Raw genomic sequence first — 19,526 nt, 5'->3', positions numbered from 1 at the left:
TATGCTATAATAGTTGTAATTATAGGGAGGCGAGCATGACAAAAATTATTGAATTACCGGAGGTTTTGGCCAATCAGATTGCTGCTGGTGAAGTGGTTGAGCGACCAGCCAGTGTGGTTAAGGAATTAGTGGAAAATGCCATTGATGCAGGCAGTCAGCAGATTACGATTGAGCTAGAAGAATCAGGTCTGAAGAAGATTCAAGTCACAGATGATGGTGAGGGTATGAGTTCAGAAGATTTGTTGCTGAGTCTGCGTCGTCATGCCACCAGTAAGATTAAAAGTCAAGCCGATTTATTTCGTATTCGTACCTTGGGTTTTCGTGGCGAGGCCCTTCCCTCTATTGCGTCTATTAGTCGTTTGATCATTAAAACAGCTCAAACAGACGCCCTTGTTGGTAGTCAGTTGGTTGCGATTGGTGGGAAGATTGATAGCCAAGAACAGGTCACTAAACCAGCGGGAACCAAGATTTTAGTGGAGGATTTATTTTACAATACCCCAGCTCGACTGAAGTATTTGAAAAGTTTACAGAGTGAGCTGAGCCATATTGTTGATATTGTCAATCGTCTTAGTTTAGCTCATCCAGATATTGCTTTTACACTTGTCAATGAAGGTCGAAAATTGTTGAGTACAGCTGGTAAAGGGGATTTACGACAAGCCATTGCCGGTATTTACGGTATCAATACTGCTAAGAAAATGGTGGCAATCAGTCATAAAGACCTTGATTTTGAGGTTTCTGGTTATGTCAGTCTGCCAGAATTAACCAGAGCCAATCGCAATTACATCACGATTCTACTGAATGGGCGTTACATCAAAAACTTTCTGCTCAACAGGGCGATTTTAGATGGTTATGGATCTAAACTCATGGTGGGTCGCTTTCCATTAGCGGTGATTGATATTAAGATTGACCCTTACTTGGCAGATGTCAATGTTCATCCAACCAAGCAGGAAGTTCGGATTTCCAAAGAGAAAGAATTGATGACCTTGATTTCTCAGGCTATTGAGGAGAGCTTAAAGGCTCAGAGTTTGATTCCTGACGCTTTGGAGAATTTAGCCAAATCAAGTACTCGTAAAGCAGACAAGCCTGTCCAAACCAGTTTATCTTTACCGTCAAGTAAACTCTATTACGATAAAGAACGTCAAGATTTTTTCATGGAGCCTGCTAATCAAATAGAAGAAAGCCTACCTTTACAGGAAGTTGACAAGCTTGATAGCTCTGTCAAGGACACGACTACGGCTAGCCAAATCAAATATGCCACTCGAACAACAGCCCAATCTGACAACCACGAACATCCAGACCTAGATTTAAGTAATAAATCCCAATTCAATCGTTTAGTAGAACGTTTAGAGCATGAGGAAACATCTAGTTTTCCTGAATTGGACTATTTTGGTCAAATGCACGGCACCTATCTCTTTGCTCAGGGTCAAGGTGGTCTGTACATCATTGATCAACATGCCGCTCAAGAACGTGTCAAATACGAGTATTATCGTGAGCATATTGGACAGGTTGACAGTAGTTTACAGCAGTTGTTAGTGCCCTATCTTTTTGAGTTTTCGCCGGCAGATTTTCTAACGCTACAAGAAAAAATGCCACTGCTCAATCAAGTTGGTATCAATCTTGAACAATACGGAGATCATACCTTTATTTTACGTGAGCATCCCATTTGGTTTAAGGAAGAAGAAATTGAATCAGGCGTCTATGAGATGTGTGACATGTTGCTTTTGACCAATGAGGTGTCCATAACAAAATATCGCGCAGAATTAGCCATTATGATGAGTTGTAAACGTAGCATCAAAGCGAATCATCGTTTGGACGATTATTCGGCTAGGGACTTATTGGTTCAGCTATCTCAGTGTCAGAACCCGTATAACTGCCCACACGGTCGTCCAGTTTTGGTTAATTTTTCTAAATCAGATATGGAAAAAATGTTCCGTCGTATTCAAGAAAATCACACCAGTCTGCGTGAATTAGGCAAGTATTAAAAATTCCAAGGAGTAAATCATGTATGATTACATTAAAGGCATACTAACCAAGATTACAGCCAAATATGTTGTTGTTGAAACTGGAGGATTGGGTTACATGATTCATGCTGCCAATCCATATAGTTTTTCCGATCAAGTTAATCAAGAAGTGCAAATCTACCTTCATCAAATTGTCAGAGAGGATGCTCAGCTACTTTATGGTTTCAAAACGGAGGCAGAAAAAGAGATTTTTCTAAATTTAATCTCGGTTTCAGGTATTGGGCCAATGACAGCCTTGGCCATTATTGCTGTTGATGACAATGAAGGCTTGGTTCGAGCGATTGATGAAAATAATATCACTTATCTAACTAAATTTCCAAAGGTAGGCAAAAAAACAGCTCAGCAGATGATTTTAGATTTGGCTGGTAAGTTTGTTCCAGTTGAACCCAAGGTTCAAGAACAAACTAAGGTGGCAGGTAATCCTGCTCTTGATGAGGCTATGGAGGCCTTGCTTGCCCTAGGCTATAAGGCAAATGAATTGAAGAAAATCCGTGCCTTCTTTGATAATACCAATGACAGCACGGAAAATTACATTAAGTCAAGTTTGAAATTGTTGATGAAGTAGGAGATGGCGATGCAACGTTGCTCTTGGGTCCCAGTAGATAATGACCTTTATTGTCGTTATCATGACGAAGAATGGGGACGTCCCATTTATGATGACCAGTCCTTGTTTGAAATGCTCTGTTTAGAATCGTATCAATCTGGTCTATCTTGGTTGACCGTCTTGAAAAAACGACCAGCTTTTAGACAGGCTTTTCATGATTATGACATTAGTAGAGTAGCTGCCATGACTGAGGCTGATTTGGAAGAATTATTGACCAACCCAGCCATCATCCGTCATCGAATGAAACTAGCTGCAACCATCAACAATGCCAAAGCTCTGTTAATCTTGCAGCAAGAACGCTCTTTTAGTGATTACCTTTGGCAATTTGTTGGCGGTGAAAGCCAAGACAATCAAGTGACAGATTATCGTCAACTTGCCAATCAAACAGAAGTTTCAAAAGCTTTGGCAAAAGACTTAAAAAAGCGAGGATTCAAGTTTTTAGGACCAACAACGATTTACTCTTTTATGCAGGCAGTCGGTATGGTTAATGATCATGAAATCACTTGTTTTTGTCATAATCAAGTAAAATTAGCGAATAAATAGATGAGGTGACAAGATGAAGGCAGAAATTATTGCGGTTGGAACAGAGATTCTGACTGGTCAGATTGTGAATACCAACGCACAATTTTTAGCTGAAAAATTGGCAGAGCTAGGAATTGACGTCTATTTTCAAACAGCAGTTGGTGACAATACAGAGCGTTTATTGGCTGTTCTTGATATTGCTCGTCAACGCAGTGATTTAGTGATTTTATCTGGTGGTTTAGGCCCAACTGATGATGATTTGACCAAACAAACTTTGGCAAGATTTTTGCGACGTGATTTGGTAGTGGATTTGCAAGCTCAGGCTAAGTTAGATGATTTTTTTGCTCAGCGTCCAAGTCATTCTCGTACTCCAAACAATACTCGACAAGCCTTAATTTTGGAAGGTAGTCAGCCCTTAGCCAATCCCCGTGGTCTAGCTGTAGGTTCTTTATTGACCGTGGATAAAGTCACTTATATTCTCTTACCAGGGCCACCAAATGAACTGAAAGCCATGTTTAAGCAAGAGGTCATGCCTCGTTTGCGTTCTAGTAGTCGTCTTTATTCTCGAGTCATGCGTTTCTTTGGTATGGGTGAGAGCCGTCTAGTAACCATACTAGATGATTTGATTAAACACCAAACCGATCCGACCCTAGCTCCTTATGCCAAACTTGGTGAAGTCACCTTAAGATTATCGACCAAGGCCAGTAATCAAGACGAAGCTAATCAACGCTTAACGAGTCTGGAAAAAGAAATTCTTTCAAAAGAAGAGGTTGCAGCAGCCTTTTATGGTTATGGTGAAGAAAATTCCTTGGCCCAGGTGGTTGTGAGCTTATTGAAAGAGAAAAATAAGACGGTGACAGCAGCTGAAAGTTTAACAGCTGGGCTTTTGCAAGCTAATCTGGCTGAGTGTTCAGGGCTATCTCAGGTTTTCGAGGGAGGCTTGGTAACTTATAGCAGAGCTCAAAAGTCTAGTTTGTTAGGTATTCCATTGGAAGATTTGAAGCAACATGGAGTTGTGAGTGCCTTCACCGCTGAAAAAATGGCAGAGCAGGTTAGATTGAAAATGGGTGCAGATATTGGTCTGTCTTTAACAGGGGTAGCTGGGCCAGCTAGCTTAGAGAATCAGCCAGTTGGACGTGTTTTCATTGGTTTAGCAACTGCTGATTATACTAAGGTTATTCAATTAAATCTAGGTAAGCGAAATCGTGAAGAGATTCGTCAGTTAGCAGTTCTTCATGCCCTTGATCTAGTTCGCAGAACTTTATTAACCTCATAAAATTTGTTAAAATTGTAAAAGAAGAAAGCTAAAGGAGAAAATTGTGGCGAAGAAAAAAACGAAAAAATTAGAAGACATCACCAAAAAATTTGGTGAAGAACGTGAAAAAGCCTTAAATGACGCTCTGAAATTGATTGAAAAAGATCATGGTAAGGGGGCCATCATGCGTCTTGGAGAGCGAGCTGAACAGAAAGTTCAAGTCATGAGTTCAGGTAGTTTGGCTCTTGATATTGCTTTGGGAGCGGGTGGTTATCCAAAAGGGCGGATCGTTGAAATCTATGGGCCAGAAAGCTCAGGTAAGACGACGGTTGCTCTTCATGCTGTAGCAGAAGCTCAAAAAAATGGTGGCATTGCAGCCTTTATCGATGCTGAACACGCTCTTGACCCTGCTTATGCACAAGCCTTGGGTGTCAATATTGATGAACTGTTGCTATCACAGCCTGATTCGGGAGAACAAGGCTTGGAGATTGCAGGTAAATTGATTGAGTCTGGAGCAGTGGATTTGATTGTTGTCGATTCAGTAGCAGCACTTGTCCCACGAACTGAGATTGATGGTGAAATCGGAGATAGTACCGTTGGTTTACAGGCGAGAATGATGAGTCAAGCCATGCGTAAATTATCAGCGTCTATCAATAAAACGAAAACGATTGCTATTTTTATCAACCAATTGCGTGAAAAAATCGGTGTGATGTTTGGTAGCCCTGAAACAACGCCAGGTGGCCGTGCCCTTAAGTTCTACGCTTCAGTTCGTCTTGATGTGCGTGGTACGTCTAATAAGGTTGAAGGAACAGGTGAGCAAAAAGGTGTGATTCTTGGACGTGAAACCAAGATTAAAGTCGTTAAAAACAAGATTGCTCCGCCATTTAAAGAAGCCTTGGTTGAAATTATGTATGGCGAAGGTATCTCAAAATCTGGAGAATTGGTTAAGATTGCGACTGATTTAGAGATTATTAAAAAAGCTGGTGCTTGGTATTCTTATAATGATGAAAAAATCGGTCAAGGATCAGAAAATGCCAAGAAGTATTTATTGGACCATCCAGAAATTTTTGAAGAGATTGATGCCAAAGTTCGTGAACATTATGGCATGACAACGAATGCAGAAGAAGTAACCACCGAAAATGACGACTCTACTACAAAGACTAAGAAAAAATCAACTAAGTCTGAAACGGCTGAAGAAGTTAGTGATTCAAAAGATACACTTGACTTGGACGAATTAGTTCTGGATTTAGAAGATATTGAAATTGAAGAATAAAAATAGGCCTCAAGACCGACTTTCTGATTGACAGAATTGTGTTATAATAATAACGTACCTTGATATAGAAAGTGAGAGTTGGACATGATTAAGATTTACACCATTTCAAGTTGTACCAGTTGTAAAAAAGCTAAAACATGGCTCAATGCCCATCATCTGCCTTATAAAGAGCAGAATTTAGCTAAAGAATCCCTCACAAAAGAAGAAATTATGACCATTTTAATGAAAACAGAGAGCGGTGTTGAGAGTATTGTTTCCTCAAAAAATCGTTATGCTAAGGCTCTAAATTGTAATTTGGACGATTTGAGTGTTAGTCAGGTCATTGATATTATTCAAGCCAATCCGCGTATTTTGAAAAGTCCGATTTTGATTGATGAAAAACGACTACAAGTGGGTTATAAGGAAGACGATATTCGTGCTTTCCTGCCACGTTCAATCCGTAATGTAGAAAATGAAGAGGCTCGTTTGCGAGCAGCTCTGTAAACATAAAAGATGGGACAAGATTGTCTCATCTTTTCTTATATTGTAAAGTAAACTAAAGGAAGTAGAGATGAAAAAAATTTTTCTGTCCCTTTTGATGTTAACAAGTTTGTTTATGACATCTTGTTCACAGAAGGAGACTAATACTAAACCTGACTCAACTTCTTCACAAGCTGATGTGATTAAGGTTGACCAAGTTGTTACGGAAACTTATCAATATCAAGAAGATTTGGATGGTCAAGTAAAAACAATGACAGAAACGATTACCTATCAAGGTGAGCAGTTTCTTAGTCTGGATCTCTTGATCGAAGAGCCTTTGGATGAAGAAACCCAAGCTATTCTGGCTGAGCAGGACTTTGCTAACATTAAGGACGAGATCATTCGCCAAATCGAGAGTGACAGTAGTTTTTCCAAGTTGAAGTCCTTAAAGGGTGTAACAACTAACCTAGATTTGCGTGATGACTATGTTTTTGTGGTGCGTGTCGTTATTGATATGCAGGTGGTTGACTTTGATCAATTATTGCAAGTACCAGGACTACCAGAAACCTTTGCTGATTTTAAGGTTTTGAAACCTCAAGACTATATCATTAGTTTAATTGCTCAAGGAGCGACTCAACTAAAGGAATAGGTTGATGAATAAATCATGAAAATAAGTGATTGTCCTTGTGAAATAGTTGAAAATAAGATATAATTAAACGTAAGATTATTAGGAGAGAAGGTGGATTTTATGGGATTTACAGATGAAACAGTTCGCTTTAAGCTAGATGATGGCAACAAAAAGGAAATTGGCGAAACTTTAACTTCAGTTTACCATTCACTTGATGAAAAAGGCTATAACCCAATCAATCAGATTGTTGGTTATGTGCTAAGTGGGGATCCAGCCTATATTCCTCGTTATAATGATGCGCGTAATCAGATTCGTAAATATGAGCGAGATGAACTAGTGGAAGAGTTGGTTCGCTACTACCTCAAAGGAAATGGAATTGATAACCTATGAGAATTATGGGACTAGATGTTGGTTCTAAAACGGTTGGTATAGCCATTAGTGATCCACTTGGCTTTACAGCACAAGGTTTAGAAATCATCCCTATCAATGAAGATAAGGAAGAATTTGGTTTTGAACGGTTGGAAGAGTTGATTAAGACTTATCGAGTGGATAAGGTTGTGGTCGGCTTACCAAAGAACATGAACAATACCAGTGGTCCTCGAGTTGAGGCAAGTTTAGCTTATGGTCAACAAGTAGAAGAACGTTTTAAGCTGACGGTTGACTACCAAGATGAACGCTTGACAACTGTTCAAGCTGAACGCATGTTGGTTGAACAAGCCGATATCAGCCGCAACAAACGCAAGAAGGTTATTGATAAATTAGCTGCCCAGTTAATTTTGCAAAATTATTTAGATCGTATGTTTTAAGGAGAAAAGAGATGACAGAACAACACGAACACAATCATGATCATGAAGTGATTACCTTAGTTGATGAAGCTGGTAATGAAACGCTTTTTGAAATTCTTTTGACGATTGATGGTCAAGAAGAATTTGGTAAAAACTATGTTCTTTTGGTACCAGTTGGTGCAGAAGAAGATGATGCAGGTCAGGTTGAAATTCAAGCCTATTCATTTGTTGAAAATGAAGATGGTACAGAAGGTGACTTACAACCTATTCCAGAAGATGCAGAAGCTGAATGGAATATGATTGAAGAAGTTTTTAATAGCTTTTTAGATGAAGAACAAGACTAATTAAACTGGGCAATTGTCCAGTTTTTTTCATACAAATGACGAATAAATAAGTATGAAACAAGAATTAACCTTGGAAGAAAGAGAATTTTTACGGGTTTATCATCGTCAAGTTTACCATCGTTTTAGGGATCTGGTTCGTTATGTGAGACTTCTTGAAAAATTGACTAAACAGTGAAATCTGCTATACTGGAAGTAAGCGTAAATAAAGGAGTGACGAATGGAAAATAATGACAGAAGTCAAGATGTGACTGATTTTTCTCAGATAGATGTGACTAGACATTATAGTCGAACTGCGAAGTTAAACGAAGAGAAAACCATAGGTAAACCATCGCCTTACAAGGTGTCTATATTGGGTAAACACCGTTTTTACTTATTTATCTTTAGTTTATTAGTAGGGGCAATCAATGTTGGCTTACCAGTCTTGAACAGCTTAGCCAATCTTACGCAATCTCAGCACCTTTATACAGGCTTAATGTTGACCAAGGGCTTGTTGCCTTATGGTGATATTTTTGCGACAGGAGGCATCTTGTACTATGCCTTGGTGGCAGCTAGTTACGTTTTGGGTTCAAGTGCCTGGTTGACCCTACTTCAAATACTCGCCTTTTATGTGTCAGGAGCTTACTTTTATCGTTTGATTGCTTATTCGACACACAAGCAAGATTTAGCTTTAGTGGCTAGTTTGAGTTTTTACTTGCTTAATCTTAGTCTTGGTTTTGGTGGCTTGTATCCGTTACAGTTTGCCTTACCTTTTGTTTTGATTGGTCTCTGGTTCTTAACGAAATACTTTGATCAACGTATTCCTGATGAATCCTTTATTCTTTATGGTTTCATCGGTGCAATTAGTCTCTTACTTGAGCCACGAACCTTGATTTTCTGGCTATTATCAGCAGTATTTGTTTTTATTGTCAATATTAGGCGTAAGGAAAAAGCTAAGGGTTTTTATCAACTACTTTGTCTAATTTTTGGTAGTATTTTAGTGTTTTACAGTGGTGCTTATTTCTTAATCAATTTGCAAATTTTGAGTCCTTATTTTTCTCAGGCGATTATTTATAACCTGAGTGTTCTAGTTCGAGGTTCTGCAGACTTGTGGCAAAGTTTAGGTGCCCAGGTATTGATGGCTCTTTTTGGAGGGTTGTTATTGGGTGTACTTGGACTTTTGAAACAATCTAATGCAGAGGTGACAAAATCGTCAGCCTTAGTTCGATGGTTTGTTTTCTTAATGCTTATGGCATCATTACCTTATGCTTTAGGTTCACAAACCTTTGAACCGTATGTCTTGTTAGATAGTTTGATTTATGGTTTGTTGCTAACAGTGATTTGGTTTAATCAAGGTCAGGAAAGCGTAAAACAAGTACAATCTCATAGACGTGTTAAAGAAGGACAAGTTGATGGTCAGTTATTTAGTAAGTTATTGAAATCTCATTTGTATCTGCCTTTATTAGTCTTTGTTTTTGGGATTGCTTATCCAATTTGGCAGTCTTTTGATCAGCAAAAATTGTTTACAGAGCGCGTTCGCCTGGCTCAATACTTGAAAAAGACGGTCACAGAAGATGAGAAAATCTATGTTTGGGATAATCAGCCAAAGATTTATGCAGATAGCCAATTGACGCCAAGTTCTCAATTGATTTTGCCAGTAGGCTATGCGTCAAGTCCAATGAATAACAAAACCTTAGAAGATGAGTTGTTGCAAAATCAAGCTAATTATATTGTAGTTAATAAGCAGATGAAACTATCTGATGACTTGAAAAAAGATTTGCAAACGAATTATAAGGCTCTAAGTGTGGCTAAGGTGTCTAATTTTACAGTCTATCAATTAAAATAAAATCGATACCTTGTGTGAGTAGCACAGGGTATTTATGTTGATTCCCCAACAGCTAATTTTAAAAGGGTGTTTAACGGTTGTGAGTAAGCGGATGTTCTTTCTTTATGGTAGAATAGTAGCGTTAACAACTTCCTTTAGGCATTTTTACAGGTTGGTATATTTGAAAGGAGAACAAAATGGGAAAATATCAATTAGATTATAAGGGTCAAGCACAGGTGGAGAAGTTTCACGAGAAACATTCTAAGGTGAAAACTGATAAAAAGGCACGCGTGCAAGACTTGAAAGCAAGATTTTTGGATAAGGTAAAGCAGCAAGGTAAATAGGAGAATATGATGCAGGCAATTGGACTGGTTGGCTTGGGAGCAATCGCACAAAAGGCATATTTACCCTTTATGCGACAAATCAAAGATGTTCACTGGCATTTATTTACACGAAATCAAGATGTCTTAACAGAAGTGGCTAGCTGCTTTGGGCATCAAACCATCTATACGGATTTGGAATCTTTGGCAGCGGCCAATTTAGATGGTGTCTTTATTCATGCGACAACAAAGGCTCATGTGGAAATCGCCCAGATTTTTTTGAAAAAGGGGATTCCTGTTTATATGGATAAACCAGTCGCCGAAACTTATGATGAGGTACTTGGTTTATATCGTTTGGCAAAAGATCACCAAACCTTTTTGATGACAGGCTTTAATCGTCGTTTTGCTCCTAAGGTGTTGACTATGAAAGAGCAAGAGAAGAAAAAGCGGATTTTAGTGGAAAAAAACGACCTTAATCGTCCAGGAGATAAGCAGTTTAAGTTATTTGATTTTTTTATCCATCCCTTAGATATGGCTTTATTTTTGTGTGATGATCGCCCAAAATCTGCCTATTATCGCTATCATTTGGATCAAGGTCAATTAAGTCAAGTAAGTGTGACTTTAGAAACACAGACGGCAACGGTGGTTGCTAGCATGAATTTGCAATCAGGTAGCCGTAGGGAAGTTATGGAAGTACAAACTGCAGAAGCAACTTATCATTTGGAAAATTTAGATGAGTTGACGATTTATAAGGGCAATCAAGTCGTCAAAGATATGTTTGGTTCTTGGGAAACGACTCTTTATAAGCGAGGCTTTGAAAGTATCATTTTAGCATTTTTAGAAGCAGTTCAGACAGGAGAGAATCCAGTATCTCCTAAGAGTAGTTTGCTGAGTCATTACCTGTGTCATCAAATCAATCAGGCGACAAGCGAACAAGGGATGTTAGACGTGAAACTTATAGATATTATCAAAGAGTAAAAAGGAGGCTTGTTATGGAGTTAAGACGACCAACTCTAACGGATTGTCAAGCTGTTTTAGAAATGATGGCGGAATTTACTCAACAGAAGTCGGCATCAGATGGCGGTTTTTGGCCACAGGAAGACTTTGATTACTCAGATTGGTTACAATCCAATTTGGCTGCTGAACAAGGCTTGAATCTTGCAGAAGGTTTTGTACCTGCTATTCAGTTTGTTTCTTTTGACGAGACAGGTCAAGCTCTTGGCTTTTTACATCTACGATTGAGATTAAATGATGCCTTATTGGAACAAGGTGGGCATATTGGCTATTCTATCCGACCAAGCCAAAGGGGTCAAGGCTATGCTAAGGAGCAACTACGGTTGGGACTTAAAGAATGTGTTTCTAAAAATATTCATCGAGTGTTGTTGACTTGTGATGTAACTAATGAAGCCAGTCGCAGAACTATCTTGGCCTATGGTGGTGTCTTGGAAGATGTTAGACAAGGCACCGAACGTTATTGGATTGATTTGAAAGATTAAAGAAAAGAGATTAAGCTAGGGCTTAATCTCTTTTTTAACAAAAACGAGAGTTGATTGATCAGATAGTTGAGGCTGGTAAGTAAATTGATTAAAGGTTAGTTTTTTGATCTGTTCAAGTTCTTGTACTTGTTGTTGGATAATTTGATTGAGAAACTGCCCACGAGCCTTTTTTGAAATTGTCGAATGGGTTTTTAATTGACCGTTTTTTTCTTCATGGAAACGAATCTTAATCAGTTGTTGGGCTAATGTTTTAGAAAAGACGCTTTCAAATTCACTAGATAAAAGTGAGATAATGGGTTCTTGACCAATAAATTGATCATAGTCTTGTCGCCAGTAGGTTTTGAGTGATTGATTGTCAACTTTAAGGGGACAGTTAAAATCCAAGCGATGTGGTTGAATAGGATGAGTGGCATTGATTATACCGTAAAGAGCAGTTGTGATAAAAACCTGTTTCTGGATAAAATCAGCTCCATCTATCAAGGTTTTCTCGTCAATCTGGCGATACATCAACCCATTAAATAACTCAATGGCAGAATAAGAAAAGGCCTCTCCAGTTTGAATAGCTCTTAGTCTGTCTTGTTCTTTGAGGGCGGCTTCTGTTTTTATCTTGTAGAGTTTAGCTAAGCCGTCTAAGTCATAGTGTAAGAGTTGGTTAATGATTGCTTGACTTTTGATCGAAAGGGGTTGGTTATCTTTTGGTTGGCCTAGTTTCATTTCTTTAGCAGTGGGAATTAAGAATTTCATATCTCTATTTTAGGGTCTTATGGGATAAAGTCAAGTATTCGGTTTATAGCAGGCTTTTTGATTTCTGACGCAGGTGGTCTTTTTTGGTATAATAAACCTACTACCTACAAGGAGAAGTTTATGTCAGGCTTGTTTCAACAATTGATGGATCAGATTGAATTGCCCTTGGAGTTGAAAAACTCCCAGCCTTTTTTGTCTGCTGAGATTGGCGAGGTTAAGGTGCATGCCAAATCTCGTTGGTGGGAATTTGAGCTTAAATTTCCAGAAATTTTACCTGTGGCAAGTTATCGAACGTTGCGTATTGCTTTATCTGATGCCTTTGACAAGGCAGATATTAGGGCAAGTTTAACCATAGCTGTTCAAAATCCTGTTTTTTCTGATGGCCTACTTCAAGCCTATTATCAAGAGGCTTTTGAGCAAGAGCCTTGTAATGAGGATAGTTTTCGTGCTTCATTTGCTCAGTTATCAGTGACCTATGATGGAAAACAAGTTAGTATCCTAGGACCAGACTTTGTCAATAATGACCATTTTCGGAAAAACCATCTCCCCAAATTGAGTCAGATGTTTGTGCGTTTTGGTTTTGGTCAACTTAACTTTGACATTGTATCAGATAATCAAATGACGCAAGCCATCAAGGCAGATATTGAAGCGAATAAGCAAGAGGTGATGGAGAAGGCTAGTCAAGAAGCCGCTCAAATTAGGGCTTCTCTTGAAGCCAGTATGCCTCCTGTTGAAGAAAAATCAAATGGAACGAAGTTTGATTTTCAGCGTCAGACAAGTCAACGTCAAGCCAGTTTTGATAAGGCAGAAATAACACCGATGATTGAAGTTGAAACTGAAGAAAACCGTGTGGTTTTTGAGGGTTTGGTGTTTGATGTAGAAAAGAAAACCACTCGTTCAGGTCGTCATATCATCAATTTCAAGATGACAGATTATACATCGTCATTTGCCATGCAACGTTGGGCTAAGGATGAGGAAGAACTCAAAAAATTTGACATGGTTAGCAAGGGAAACTGGCTTCGAGTACGAGGTAATATTGAACACAATCCCTTCACCAAGTCATTGACCATGACAGTTCAAGATATGAAAGAAATTGTTCATCAAGAACGTCAAGATCTCATGCCAGACGGGCAAAAACGAGTGGAGTTTCATGCCCATACCAATATGTCAACCATGGACGCCTTACCAACGGTTGAAAAGTTGATTGACCAAGCTGCCAAGTGGGGTCATCCAGCCATTGCTATTACGGATCATGGAAATGTTCAAAGTTTCCCACATGGTTATCATTATGGTAAAAAAGTTGGGATTAAGGTTATCTTTGGTTTAGAGGCCAATATCGTTGAGGATCGTGTGCCGATTACTTATAACGAGAAGGATATTGAGTTAAAAGAAGCAACTTATGTCGTTTTTGACGTGGAAACGACAGGCTTGTCGGCTGTCAATAATCACTTGATTCAAATTGCAGCCTCTAAGATGTATAAGAATAACATCATCGAACAGTTTGATGAGTTTATTGACCCAGGTTATCCCTTGAGTCAGTTTACAACGGATTTGACAGGGATTACGGATAATCATTTGAAGGGGGCTAAGCCTCTGGAGCAGGTATTAAGAGAATTCCAAGCCTTTTGCGAAGGAACGGTTATGGTTGCCCATAATGCCACTTTTGACGTGGGCTTTATGAATGCTAATTATGAGCGTCATGGTTTACCGAAAATTTCGCAACCTGTTATTGATACGTTAGAATTTGCTCGAAACTTGTATCCAGACTTCAAGCGTCATGGTTTAGGGCCATTGACTAAGCGTTTCCAAGTTAGCCTAGAACATCATCATATGGCCAATTATGATGCGGAAGCGACAGGTCGTCTTCTCTTTATTTTTATCAATGATGTCATTGAAAAACACGGGATAACGCATCTGCATCAATTAAATACTGATCTGGTTGATGAAGAGTCATATAAGAAGGCGAGAACCAAGCATGTCACGATTTACGTTAAAAATCAAAAGGGATTAAAAAATCTCTTTAAGCTAGTTTCTCTATCAAATGTGAAATATTTTTCTGGGGTGGCAAGGATTCCACGGACTGTTTTGGATCAGTATCGTGAGGGCTTGATTTTGGGAACAGCTTGTTCTGATGGTGAAGTCTTTGACACGCTTCTTTCCCAGGGCTTAGAAGCAGCTCTTGAAGTGGCTGACTATTATGATTTTATCGAAGTTATGCCACCAGCCCTTTATCAACCTTTAGTGGCGCGTGAGATGATTAAGGATCAAGTCGGCATTGAGCAAATTATCAAAGATTTGATTGAAGTGGGACGTCGTTTGAATAAGCCTGTGTTGGCGACAGGAAATGTTCACTATCTTGAGCCAGAAGATGCCATTTACCGTGAGATTATTGTTCGTAGCTTAGGTCAAGGTGCCATGATTAACCGTCCGATTGGTCGGGGAGAAAATGCCCAACCCGCTCCACTTCCGGAAGCACATTTCCGTACGACCAATGAAATGCTGGATGACTTTGCTTTTTTAGGGCAAGAGTTGGCTTATGACTTGGTTGTGACGACTCCCAATAAGATTCTAGAGGTGTTTGAGGATGTTGAAGTGGTCAAAAAAGACCTTTATACGCCGTTTATCAAGGATGCTGAAGAGCAAGTGGCTCGCATGACTTATGAAAAAGCCTTTGAAATTTATGGTAATCCCTTACCAGATATTATTGATTTACGCATTGAAAAAGAATTGACGTCGATTTTGGGAAATGGTTTTGCCGTAATTTACCTAGCCTCGCAAATGTTGGTTCAACGTTCTAATGATCGTGGTTATTTGGTAGGAAGTCGTGGATCTGTTGGGTCGAGTTTTGTGGCAACCATGATTGGTATTACTGAGGTTAATCCTATGCCTCCGCATTACGTTTGTCCGCAGTGTCAGCAGTCGGAATTCATCACAGACGGTTCATATGGTTCAGGCTTTGATTTACCTAACAAAAACTGCCTAAAATGTGAGATTTTATATAAGAAAGATGGTCAAGATATTCCCTTTGAAACCTTCCTTGGCTTTGATGGGGATAAGGTACCAGATATTGATCTTAACTTTTCTGGTGAGGATCAGCCTAATGCTCACTTAGATGTTCGTGATATTTTTGGTGCAGAGAACGCCTTTCGTGCAGGGACAGTTGGTACAGTTGCTGACCGCACGGCTTATGGTTTTGTCAAGGGATACGAGCGAGATTATGGGAAATTCTACCGTGATGCCGAAGTTGATCGTTTGGCCATGGGGACAACCGGTGTCAAACGAACGACAGGTCAGCACCCAGGGGGAATTGTTGTTATTCCAAACTATATGGATGTGTATGACTTCACACCGGTTCAATACCCAGCAGATGATTTGTCAGCCAGTTGGCAGACGACCCATTTTAACTTCCATGACATTGATGAAAATGTCCTGAAGTTAGATGTACTAGGCCATGATGATCCAACCATGATTCGTAAATTGCAGGATTTGTCAGGTATTTCACCAATGGACATTCCAATGGATGACCCCGATGTCATGAAACTCTTTTCAGGAACAGATGTTATGGGAGTAAGTTCTGAACAGATTGGCACGTCAACAGGGATGCTAGGTATTCCTGAGTTTGGGACTAATTTTGTGCGTGGCATGGTTGATGAAACCCATCCAACTACTTTTTCTGAATTGTTGCAGCTGTCAGGATTGTCGCATGGAACAGATGTTTGGTTAGGGAATGCCCAAGATTTGATTAAGCGTGGCATTGCCAATCTATCGACGGTTATTGGTTGTCGGGACGACATCATGGTTTATCTCATGCACGCCGGTCTTGAGCCTAAAATGGCATTTAACATTATGGAGCGAGTGCGTAAGGGACTGTGGTTGAAAATTTCTGAAGAAGAAAGAAACGGCTATATTCAAGCCATGCGAGATAATCAAGTACCTGACTGGTATATCGAATCTTGTGGTAAGATTAAGTACATGTTTCCGAAAGCCCATGCGGCTGCCTATGTGATGATGGCCTTGCGTGTTGCCTATTTCAAGGTGCATTATCCAATTTATTATTACTGTGCTTATTTCTCAATCAGAGCCAAGGCCTTTGACCTTAAAACCATGAGTGGTGGGTTGACAGCTGTTAAGGCTAAGATGGTAGAAATTACCGAGAAACGCAAAAACAATCAAGAAACCAAGGTGGAAATGGATCTCTTTACGACCTTAGAAATTGTGAATGAGATGTTAGAACGTGGTTTTGTATTCGGTCAGCTAGATATTTATCGTAGCCACCCAACCGAGTTCTTGATTGAGGGAGATACTCTGATTCCACCACTGATTGCCATGGATGGATTGGGTGAGAGTGTGGCCAAGCAATTTGCTAAGGCTAGGGAAGAAGGTGAGTTCTTATCTAAGACGGAGCTACGCAAACGAGGAGGTCTGTCAACGACCCTGGTAGAAAAATTGGATGAGATGAACATCTTGGGCAATTTACCAGAAGACAATCAACTTAGCTTATTTGATGATTTTTTCTAAGTTTCTTGCCGCAATTACTCGATTTGTTAAAAATTTCGCTAATTGTGATAAAAACCATTGAAAAAAAAGAAAGAAAGCGTTATTATAATAAAGACTTTGAAATTATGGAGGCTTTTTAATGGCACATATTACATTTGATTATTCAAAAACCTTAGATTTTATCAGCCAACATGAGTTGGATTATTTACAAACCCAAATTAGTGCGGCTGACCAAGCTCTCCGTCAAGGAACTGGCCCAGGTGCTGAAATGACGGGTTGGTTGGATTTGCCAGAAAACTATGATAAGGAAGAATTTGCCCGTATTCAAGAAGCGGCTAAGGAAATTCAAGCGAACAGTGATGTCCTAGTTGTGATTGGGATTGGTGGTTCTTATCTTGGTGCTCGTGCAGCGATTGATTTTCTAAATCATTCGTTTGTTAATTTGCAAAGTAAAGAAGAGCGTCAAGCTCCACAAATTCTTTATGCAGGTAACTCAATTTCTTCAAACTATCTAGCAGATTTAGTGGATTATGTGGCTGATAAGGATTTCTCAATCAACGTGATTTCTAAATCAGGAACAACCACTGAGCCAGCTATTGCCTTTCGTGTCTTTAAGGAATTGTTGGTTAAAAAATATGGTAAGGAAGAAGCCAACAAACGCATTTATGCAACAACAGACCGTGCAAAAGGTGCAGTTAAGGTTGAAGCAGACGCTAATGGTTGGCAGACCTTTGTTGTGCCAGATAATGTTGGCGGACGCTTTAGTGTGTTGACAGCGGTAGGTTTATTACCAATCGCAGCGTCAGGAGCAGACATTACTGCCTTGATGGAGGGGGCTAATGCAGCTCGTTTGGCTTATGCTTCAGACCAATTAACTGAAAATGAAGCCTATCAATATGCAGCAGTTCGTACTGCCCTTTATCGTAAGGGTTATATCACTGAGATTTTTGCAGACTACGAGCCATCATTGCAGTATTTTGCTGAATGGTGGAAGCAGTTGGCAGGTGAGTCAGAAGGCAAGGATCAAAAAGGGATCTACCCAAGTTCAGCTCATTTCTCAACAGATTTGCATTCTTTAGGCCAATATATCCAAGAAGGTTATCGCAATCTCTTTGAAACGGTTGTTCGTGTCGATAAGCCACGCAAAAACATTGTGATTCCAAGTGAAGAGTTGGACTTGGATGGTCTAGGCTATCTGCAAGGTAAAGATGTGGATTTTGTTAATAAAAAAGCTACAGATGGTGTTTTGTTAGCCCATACAGATGGTGGTGTGCCTAATATGCACTTGACCCTACCAGCTCAAGATGAGTTCACTTTGGGTTATACGATCTATTTCTTTGAATTGGCGATTGCCATTTCAGGCTACCTTAATGGTGTCAATCCTTTTGACCAACCAGGTGTTGAAGCCTATAAGAAAAATATGTTTGCCCTTCTTGGTAAACCAGGTTTTGAAGACTTATCAAAAGAATTAAACGCAAGACTATAAAAAATAAGCTAGGTATGATACCTAGCTTATTTTTAGTAAGTCAAGACAAAGTAGTTTTTCTTACCACGACGGACAACGGTGAGTTGTGATTCAATCTTATCTTCTTCTGAGAGTTGATAAGTCACATCTTGAACACGTTCACCATTGATGTAAATGGCACCATTTTGAACGTCTTCACGAGCTTGACGTTTCGATGGTGAAATGCCAGCCGTTACTAAGATGTCAACAATGTTTAGATTGTCTTCTTCTTGTACAGTGTAGTTTTTAACATGGTTAAGACCTTGTTTGAGTTCCTTGGCTGATAGCGCTTTGATATTGCCGGCAAAGAGTTGCTCGGTAATATTAAGTGCTTGTTCGTAGGCTTCTTGACCGTGAACTAGAGTAACCACTTCTTTTGCTAGTACTTTTTGAGCCAAGCGTTCATGGCGTGCAGCGTTGAAGTCTGCTTCGATTTTAGCAATTTCTTCTAATGGAAGGAAGGTGAAGATTTTCAAGAAACGAATGGCATCATCATCCATGACATTGAGCCAAAATTGGTACATTTGGTAAGGAGAAGTTTTGTCAGCATTGAGCCAAATGGCATTGCCTTCAGATTTGCCGAATTTTTTACCAGTAGCGTCAGTAATCAATGGAACGGTAATAACATGGGCAGTTTTACTAGCCTTGCGACGAAGTAATTCTGTTCCGGCAGTCATGTTGCCCCATTGATCGCTTCCGCCGATTTGTAAGGTGACATCATGACGACGATTGAGTTCATAGAAATCATAACCTTGCATGATTTGATAAGCGAACTCGGTATAAGAAATCCCTGTTTCAATCCGTTTTTTCACAGATTCCTTGCTCATCATGTAGTTGACAGTGAAGTATTTACCAACATCACGCAAGAAATCAATAAAGCTGATTGATTCAAACCAATCATAGTTGTTAGTCATCACAGCCGCATTGTCTTTGTTTTCAAAATCTAAGAATTGTTCCATTTGAGCCCGAATCTTCGTAACCCACTCTTGAACGGTTTCCTTGGTTTGCAAGCTACGTTCATCATCCTTGAAAGACGGATCACCAATTAGACCGGTTGCCCCACCGACTAGGGGATAAGGTTTGTGACCAGCTAATTGGAGATGGCGGCAGACCAAGAGTGGCACAAGGTGTCCGAGATGCAAACTATCAGCCGTCGGGTCGCACCCTAGATAAAAACTAACGGTTTCTTCTGTTAATGCCTTGATCAAGGCTTCTTCATCCGTGGTTTGAAAAATAAGACCACGGGCTTTTAACTCGTCAAAAATATTCATAT

The 19,526-nt window shown here is 39.6% G+C and carries 19 protein-coding genes; 17 read left to right on the top strand and 2 right to left on the bottom strand.

The features are described from left to right. Positions 1-35 precede the first annotated feature (35 nt). The 15 genes from mutL (at position 36) to FRX51_RS05640 (ending at position 11,508) form a co-directional block, all read left to right on the top strand. On the top strand, positions 36-1,982 hold the full coding sequence (gene mutL, locus FRX51_RS05700; protein WP_146496626.1) for a DNA mismatch repair endonuclease MutL: 1,947 nt from the start codon (positions 36-38) through the stop codon (positions 1,980-1,982). A gap of 19 nt (positions 1,983-2,001) precedes the next feature. Further along, a complete protein-coding gene (gene ruvA / locus FRX51_RS05695; RefSeq protein ID WP_146462109.1) occupies positions 2,002-2,586 on the top strand; it encodes a Holliday junction branch migration protein RuvA in 585 nt (194 codons plus the stop codon). Between the two features lie 9 nt (positions 2,587-2,595). Next, the gene (locus tag FRX51_RS05690; protein ID WP_146496625.1) at positions 2,596-3,168 is read left to right on the top strand and encodes a DNA-3-methyladenine glycosylase I; all 573 of its coding nucleotides are present in this window, start codon (positions 2,596-2,598) and stop codon (positions 3,166-3,168) included. A gap of 13 nt (positions 3,169-3,181) precedes the next feature. Continuing rightward, positions 3,182-4,423, top strand: a complete 1,242-nt coding sequence (locus FRX51_RS05685; RefSeq protein WP_146496623.1) for a competence/damage-inducible protein A — start codon at positions 3,182-3,184, stop codon at positions 4,421-4,423. Between the two features lie 43 nt (positions 4,424-4,466). Then, on the top strand, positions 4,467-5,675 hold the full coding sequence (gene recA, locus FRX51_RS05680) for a recombinase RecA (RefSeq protein ID WP_146496621.1): 1,209 nt from the start codon (positions 4,467-4,469) through the stop codon (positions 5,673-5,675). Between the two features lie 84 nt (positions 5,676-5,759). Continuing rightward, positions 5,760-6,158, top strand: a complete 399-nt coding sequence (gene spx, locus FRX51_RS05675) for a transcriptional regulator Spx (RefSeq protein WP_146462101.1) — start codon at positions 5,760-5,762, stop codon at positions 6,156-6,158. Positions 6,159-6,225: 67 nt separating this feature from the next. Continuing rightward, the gene (locus FRX51_RS05670; RefSeq protein ID WP_146496619.1) at positions 6,226-6,783 is read left to right on the top strand and encodes an SP0191 family lipoprotein; all 558 of its coding nucleotides are present in this window, start codon (positions 6,226-6,228) and stop codon (positions 6,781-6,783) included. Positions 6,784-6,882: 99 nt separating this feature from the next. Continuing rightward, positions 6,883-7,152: an IreB family regulatory phosphoprotein gene (locus tag FRX51_RS05665; RefSeq protein ID WP_146462097.1), complete on the top strand. Its 270-nt coding sequence runs from the start codon at positions 6,883-6,885 to the stop codon at positions 7,150-7,152. Then, on the top strand, positions 7,149-7,568 hold the full coding sequence (gene ruvX, locus FRX51_RS05660; protein ID WP_146496617.1) for a Holliday junction resolvase RuvX: 420 nt from the start codon (positions 7,149-7,151) through the stop codon (positions 7,566-7,568). Before FRX51_RS05665 ends, ruvX begins: the two co-directional genes overlap by 4 nt. Before the next feature lie 11 nt (positions 7,569-7,579). Then, positions 7,580-7,891 (top strand): DUF1292 domain-containing protein, encoded by a 312-nt coding sequence (locus tag FRX51_RS05655; protein WP_146496615.1) that lies wholly within the window; start codon positions 7,580-7,582, stop codon positions 7,889-7,891. Between the two features lie 52 nt (positions 7,892-7,943). Continuing rightward, positions 7,944-8,066: a hypothetical protein gene (locus tag FRX51_RS05900; protein ID WP_261379754.1), complete on the top strand. Its 123-nt coding sequence runs from the start codon at positions 7,944-7,946 to the stop codon at positions 8,064-8,066. Positions 8,067-8,108: 42 nt separating this feature from the next. Beyond that, positions 8,109-9,713, top strand: a complete 1,605-nt coding sequence (locus FRX51_RS05650) for a DUF2079 domain-containing protein (RefSeq protein ID WP_146496613.1) — start codon at positions 8,109-8,111, stop codon at positions 9,711-9,713. Between the two features lie 176 nt (positions 9,714-9,889). Then, complete coding sequence (locus FRX51_RS05830) at positions 9,890-10,036, top strand: hypothetical protein (RefSeq protein WP_186627140.1); 147 nt, start codon at positions 9,890-9,892, stop codon at positions 10,034-10,036. A gap of 9 nt (positions 10,037-10,045) precedes the next feature. Continuing rightward, positions 10,046-10,990, top strand: a complete 945-nt coding sequence (locus FRX51_RS05645) for a Gfo/Idh/MocA family protein (RefSeq protein WP_146496611.1) — start codon at positions 10,046-10,048, stop codon at positions 10,988-10,990. A gap of 14 nt (positions 10,991-11,004) precedes the next feature. After that, positions 11,005-11,508, top strand: coding sequence for a GNAT family N-acetyltransferase (locus tag FRX51_RS05640; protein ID WP_146496609.1), 504 nt, complete (start codon positions 11,005-11,007; stop codon positions 11,506-11,508). 15 nt (positions 11,509-11,523) lie between these two features. On the opposite strand, the gene yaaA is transcribed toward FRX51_RS05640, so the two are convergent. Continuing rightward, entirely contained in the window at positions 11,524-12,252 is a 729-nt protein-coding gene (yaaA, locus tag FRX51_RS05635) for a peroxide stress protein YaaA (protein ID WP_146496608.1), read from the bottom strand. 120 nt (positions 12,253-12,372) lie between these two features. On the opposite strand from yaaA, the gene FRX51_RS05630 reads away from it, so the two are divergent. Continuing rightward, positions 12,373-16,770 carry a PolC-type DNA polymerase III gene (locus FRX51_RS05630; protein WP_146496606.1) on the top strand — a complete coding sequence of 1,466 codons (4,398 nt, stop codon included), beginning with the start codon at positions 12,373-12,375 and terminating at the stop codon, positions 16,768-16,770. 118 nt (positions 16,771-16,888) lie between these two features. Continuing rightward, positions 16,889-18,235: a glucose-6-phosphate isomerase gene (locus tag FRX51_RS05625; protein WP_146496604.1), complete on the top strand. Its 1,347-nt coding sequence runs from the start codon at positions 16,889-16,891 to the stop codon at positions 18,233-18,235. A 32-nt stretch (positions 18,236-18,267) separates the two neighbouring features. Here FRX51_RS05625 and tyrS read toward each other — a convergent pair whose 3' ends face one another. Continuing rightward, the gene (gene tyrS / locus FRX51_RS05620) at positions 18,268-19,524 is read right to left on the bottom strand and encodes a tyrosine--tRNA ligase (RefSeq protein WP_146496602.1); all 1,257 of its coding nucleotides are present in this window, start codon (positions 19,522-19,524) and stop codon (positions 18,268-18,270) included. Positions 19,525-19,526: the final 2 nt, after the last annotated feature.

The sequence above is a fragment of the Streptococcus sp. sy010 genome, from assembly GCF_007859175.1.
Lineage (GTDB): Bacteria > Bacillota > Bacilli > Lactobacillales > Streptococcaceae > Streptococcus.
The sequence above is the reverse complement of the archived record's forward strand: the minus strand, read 5'-3'. Positions and strand labels throughout refer to the sequence as shown.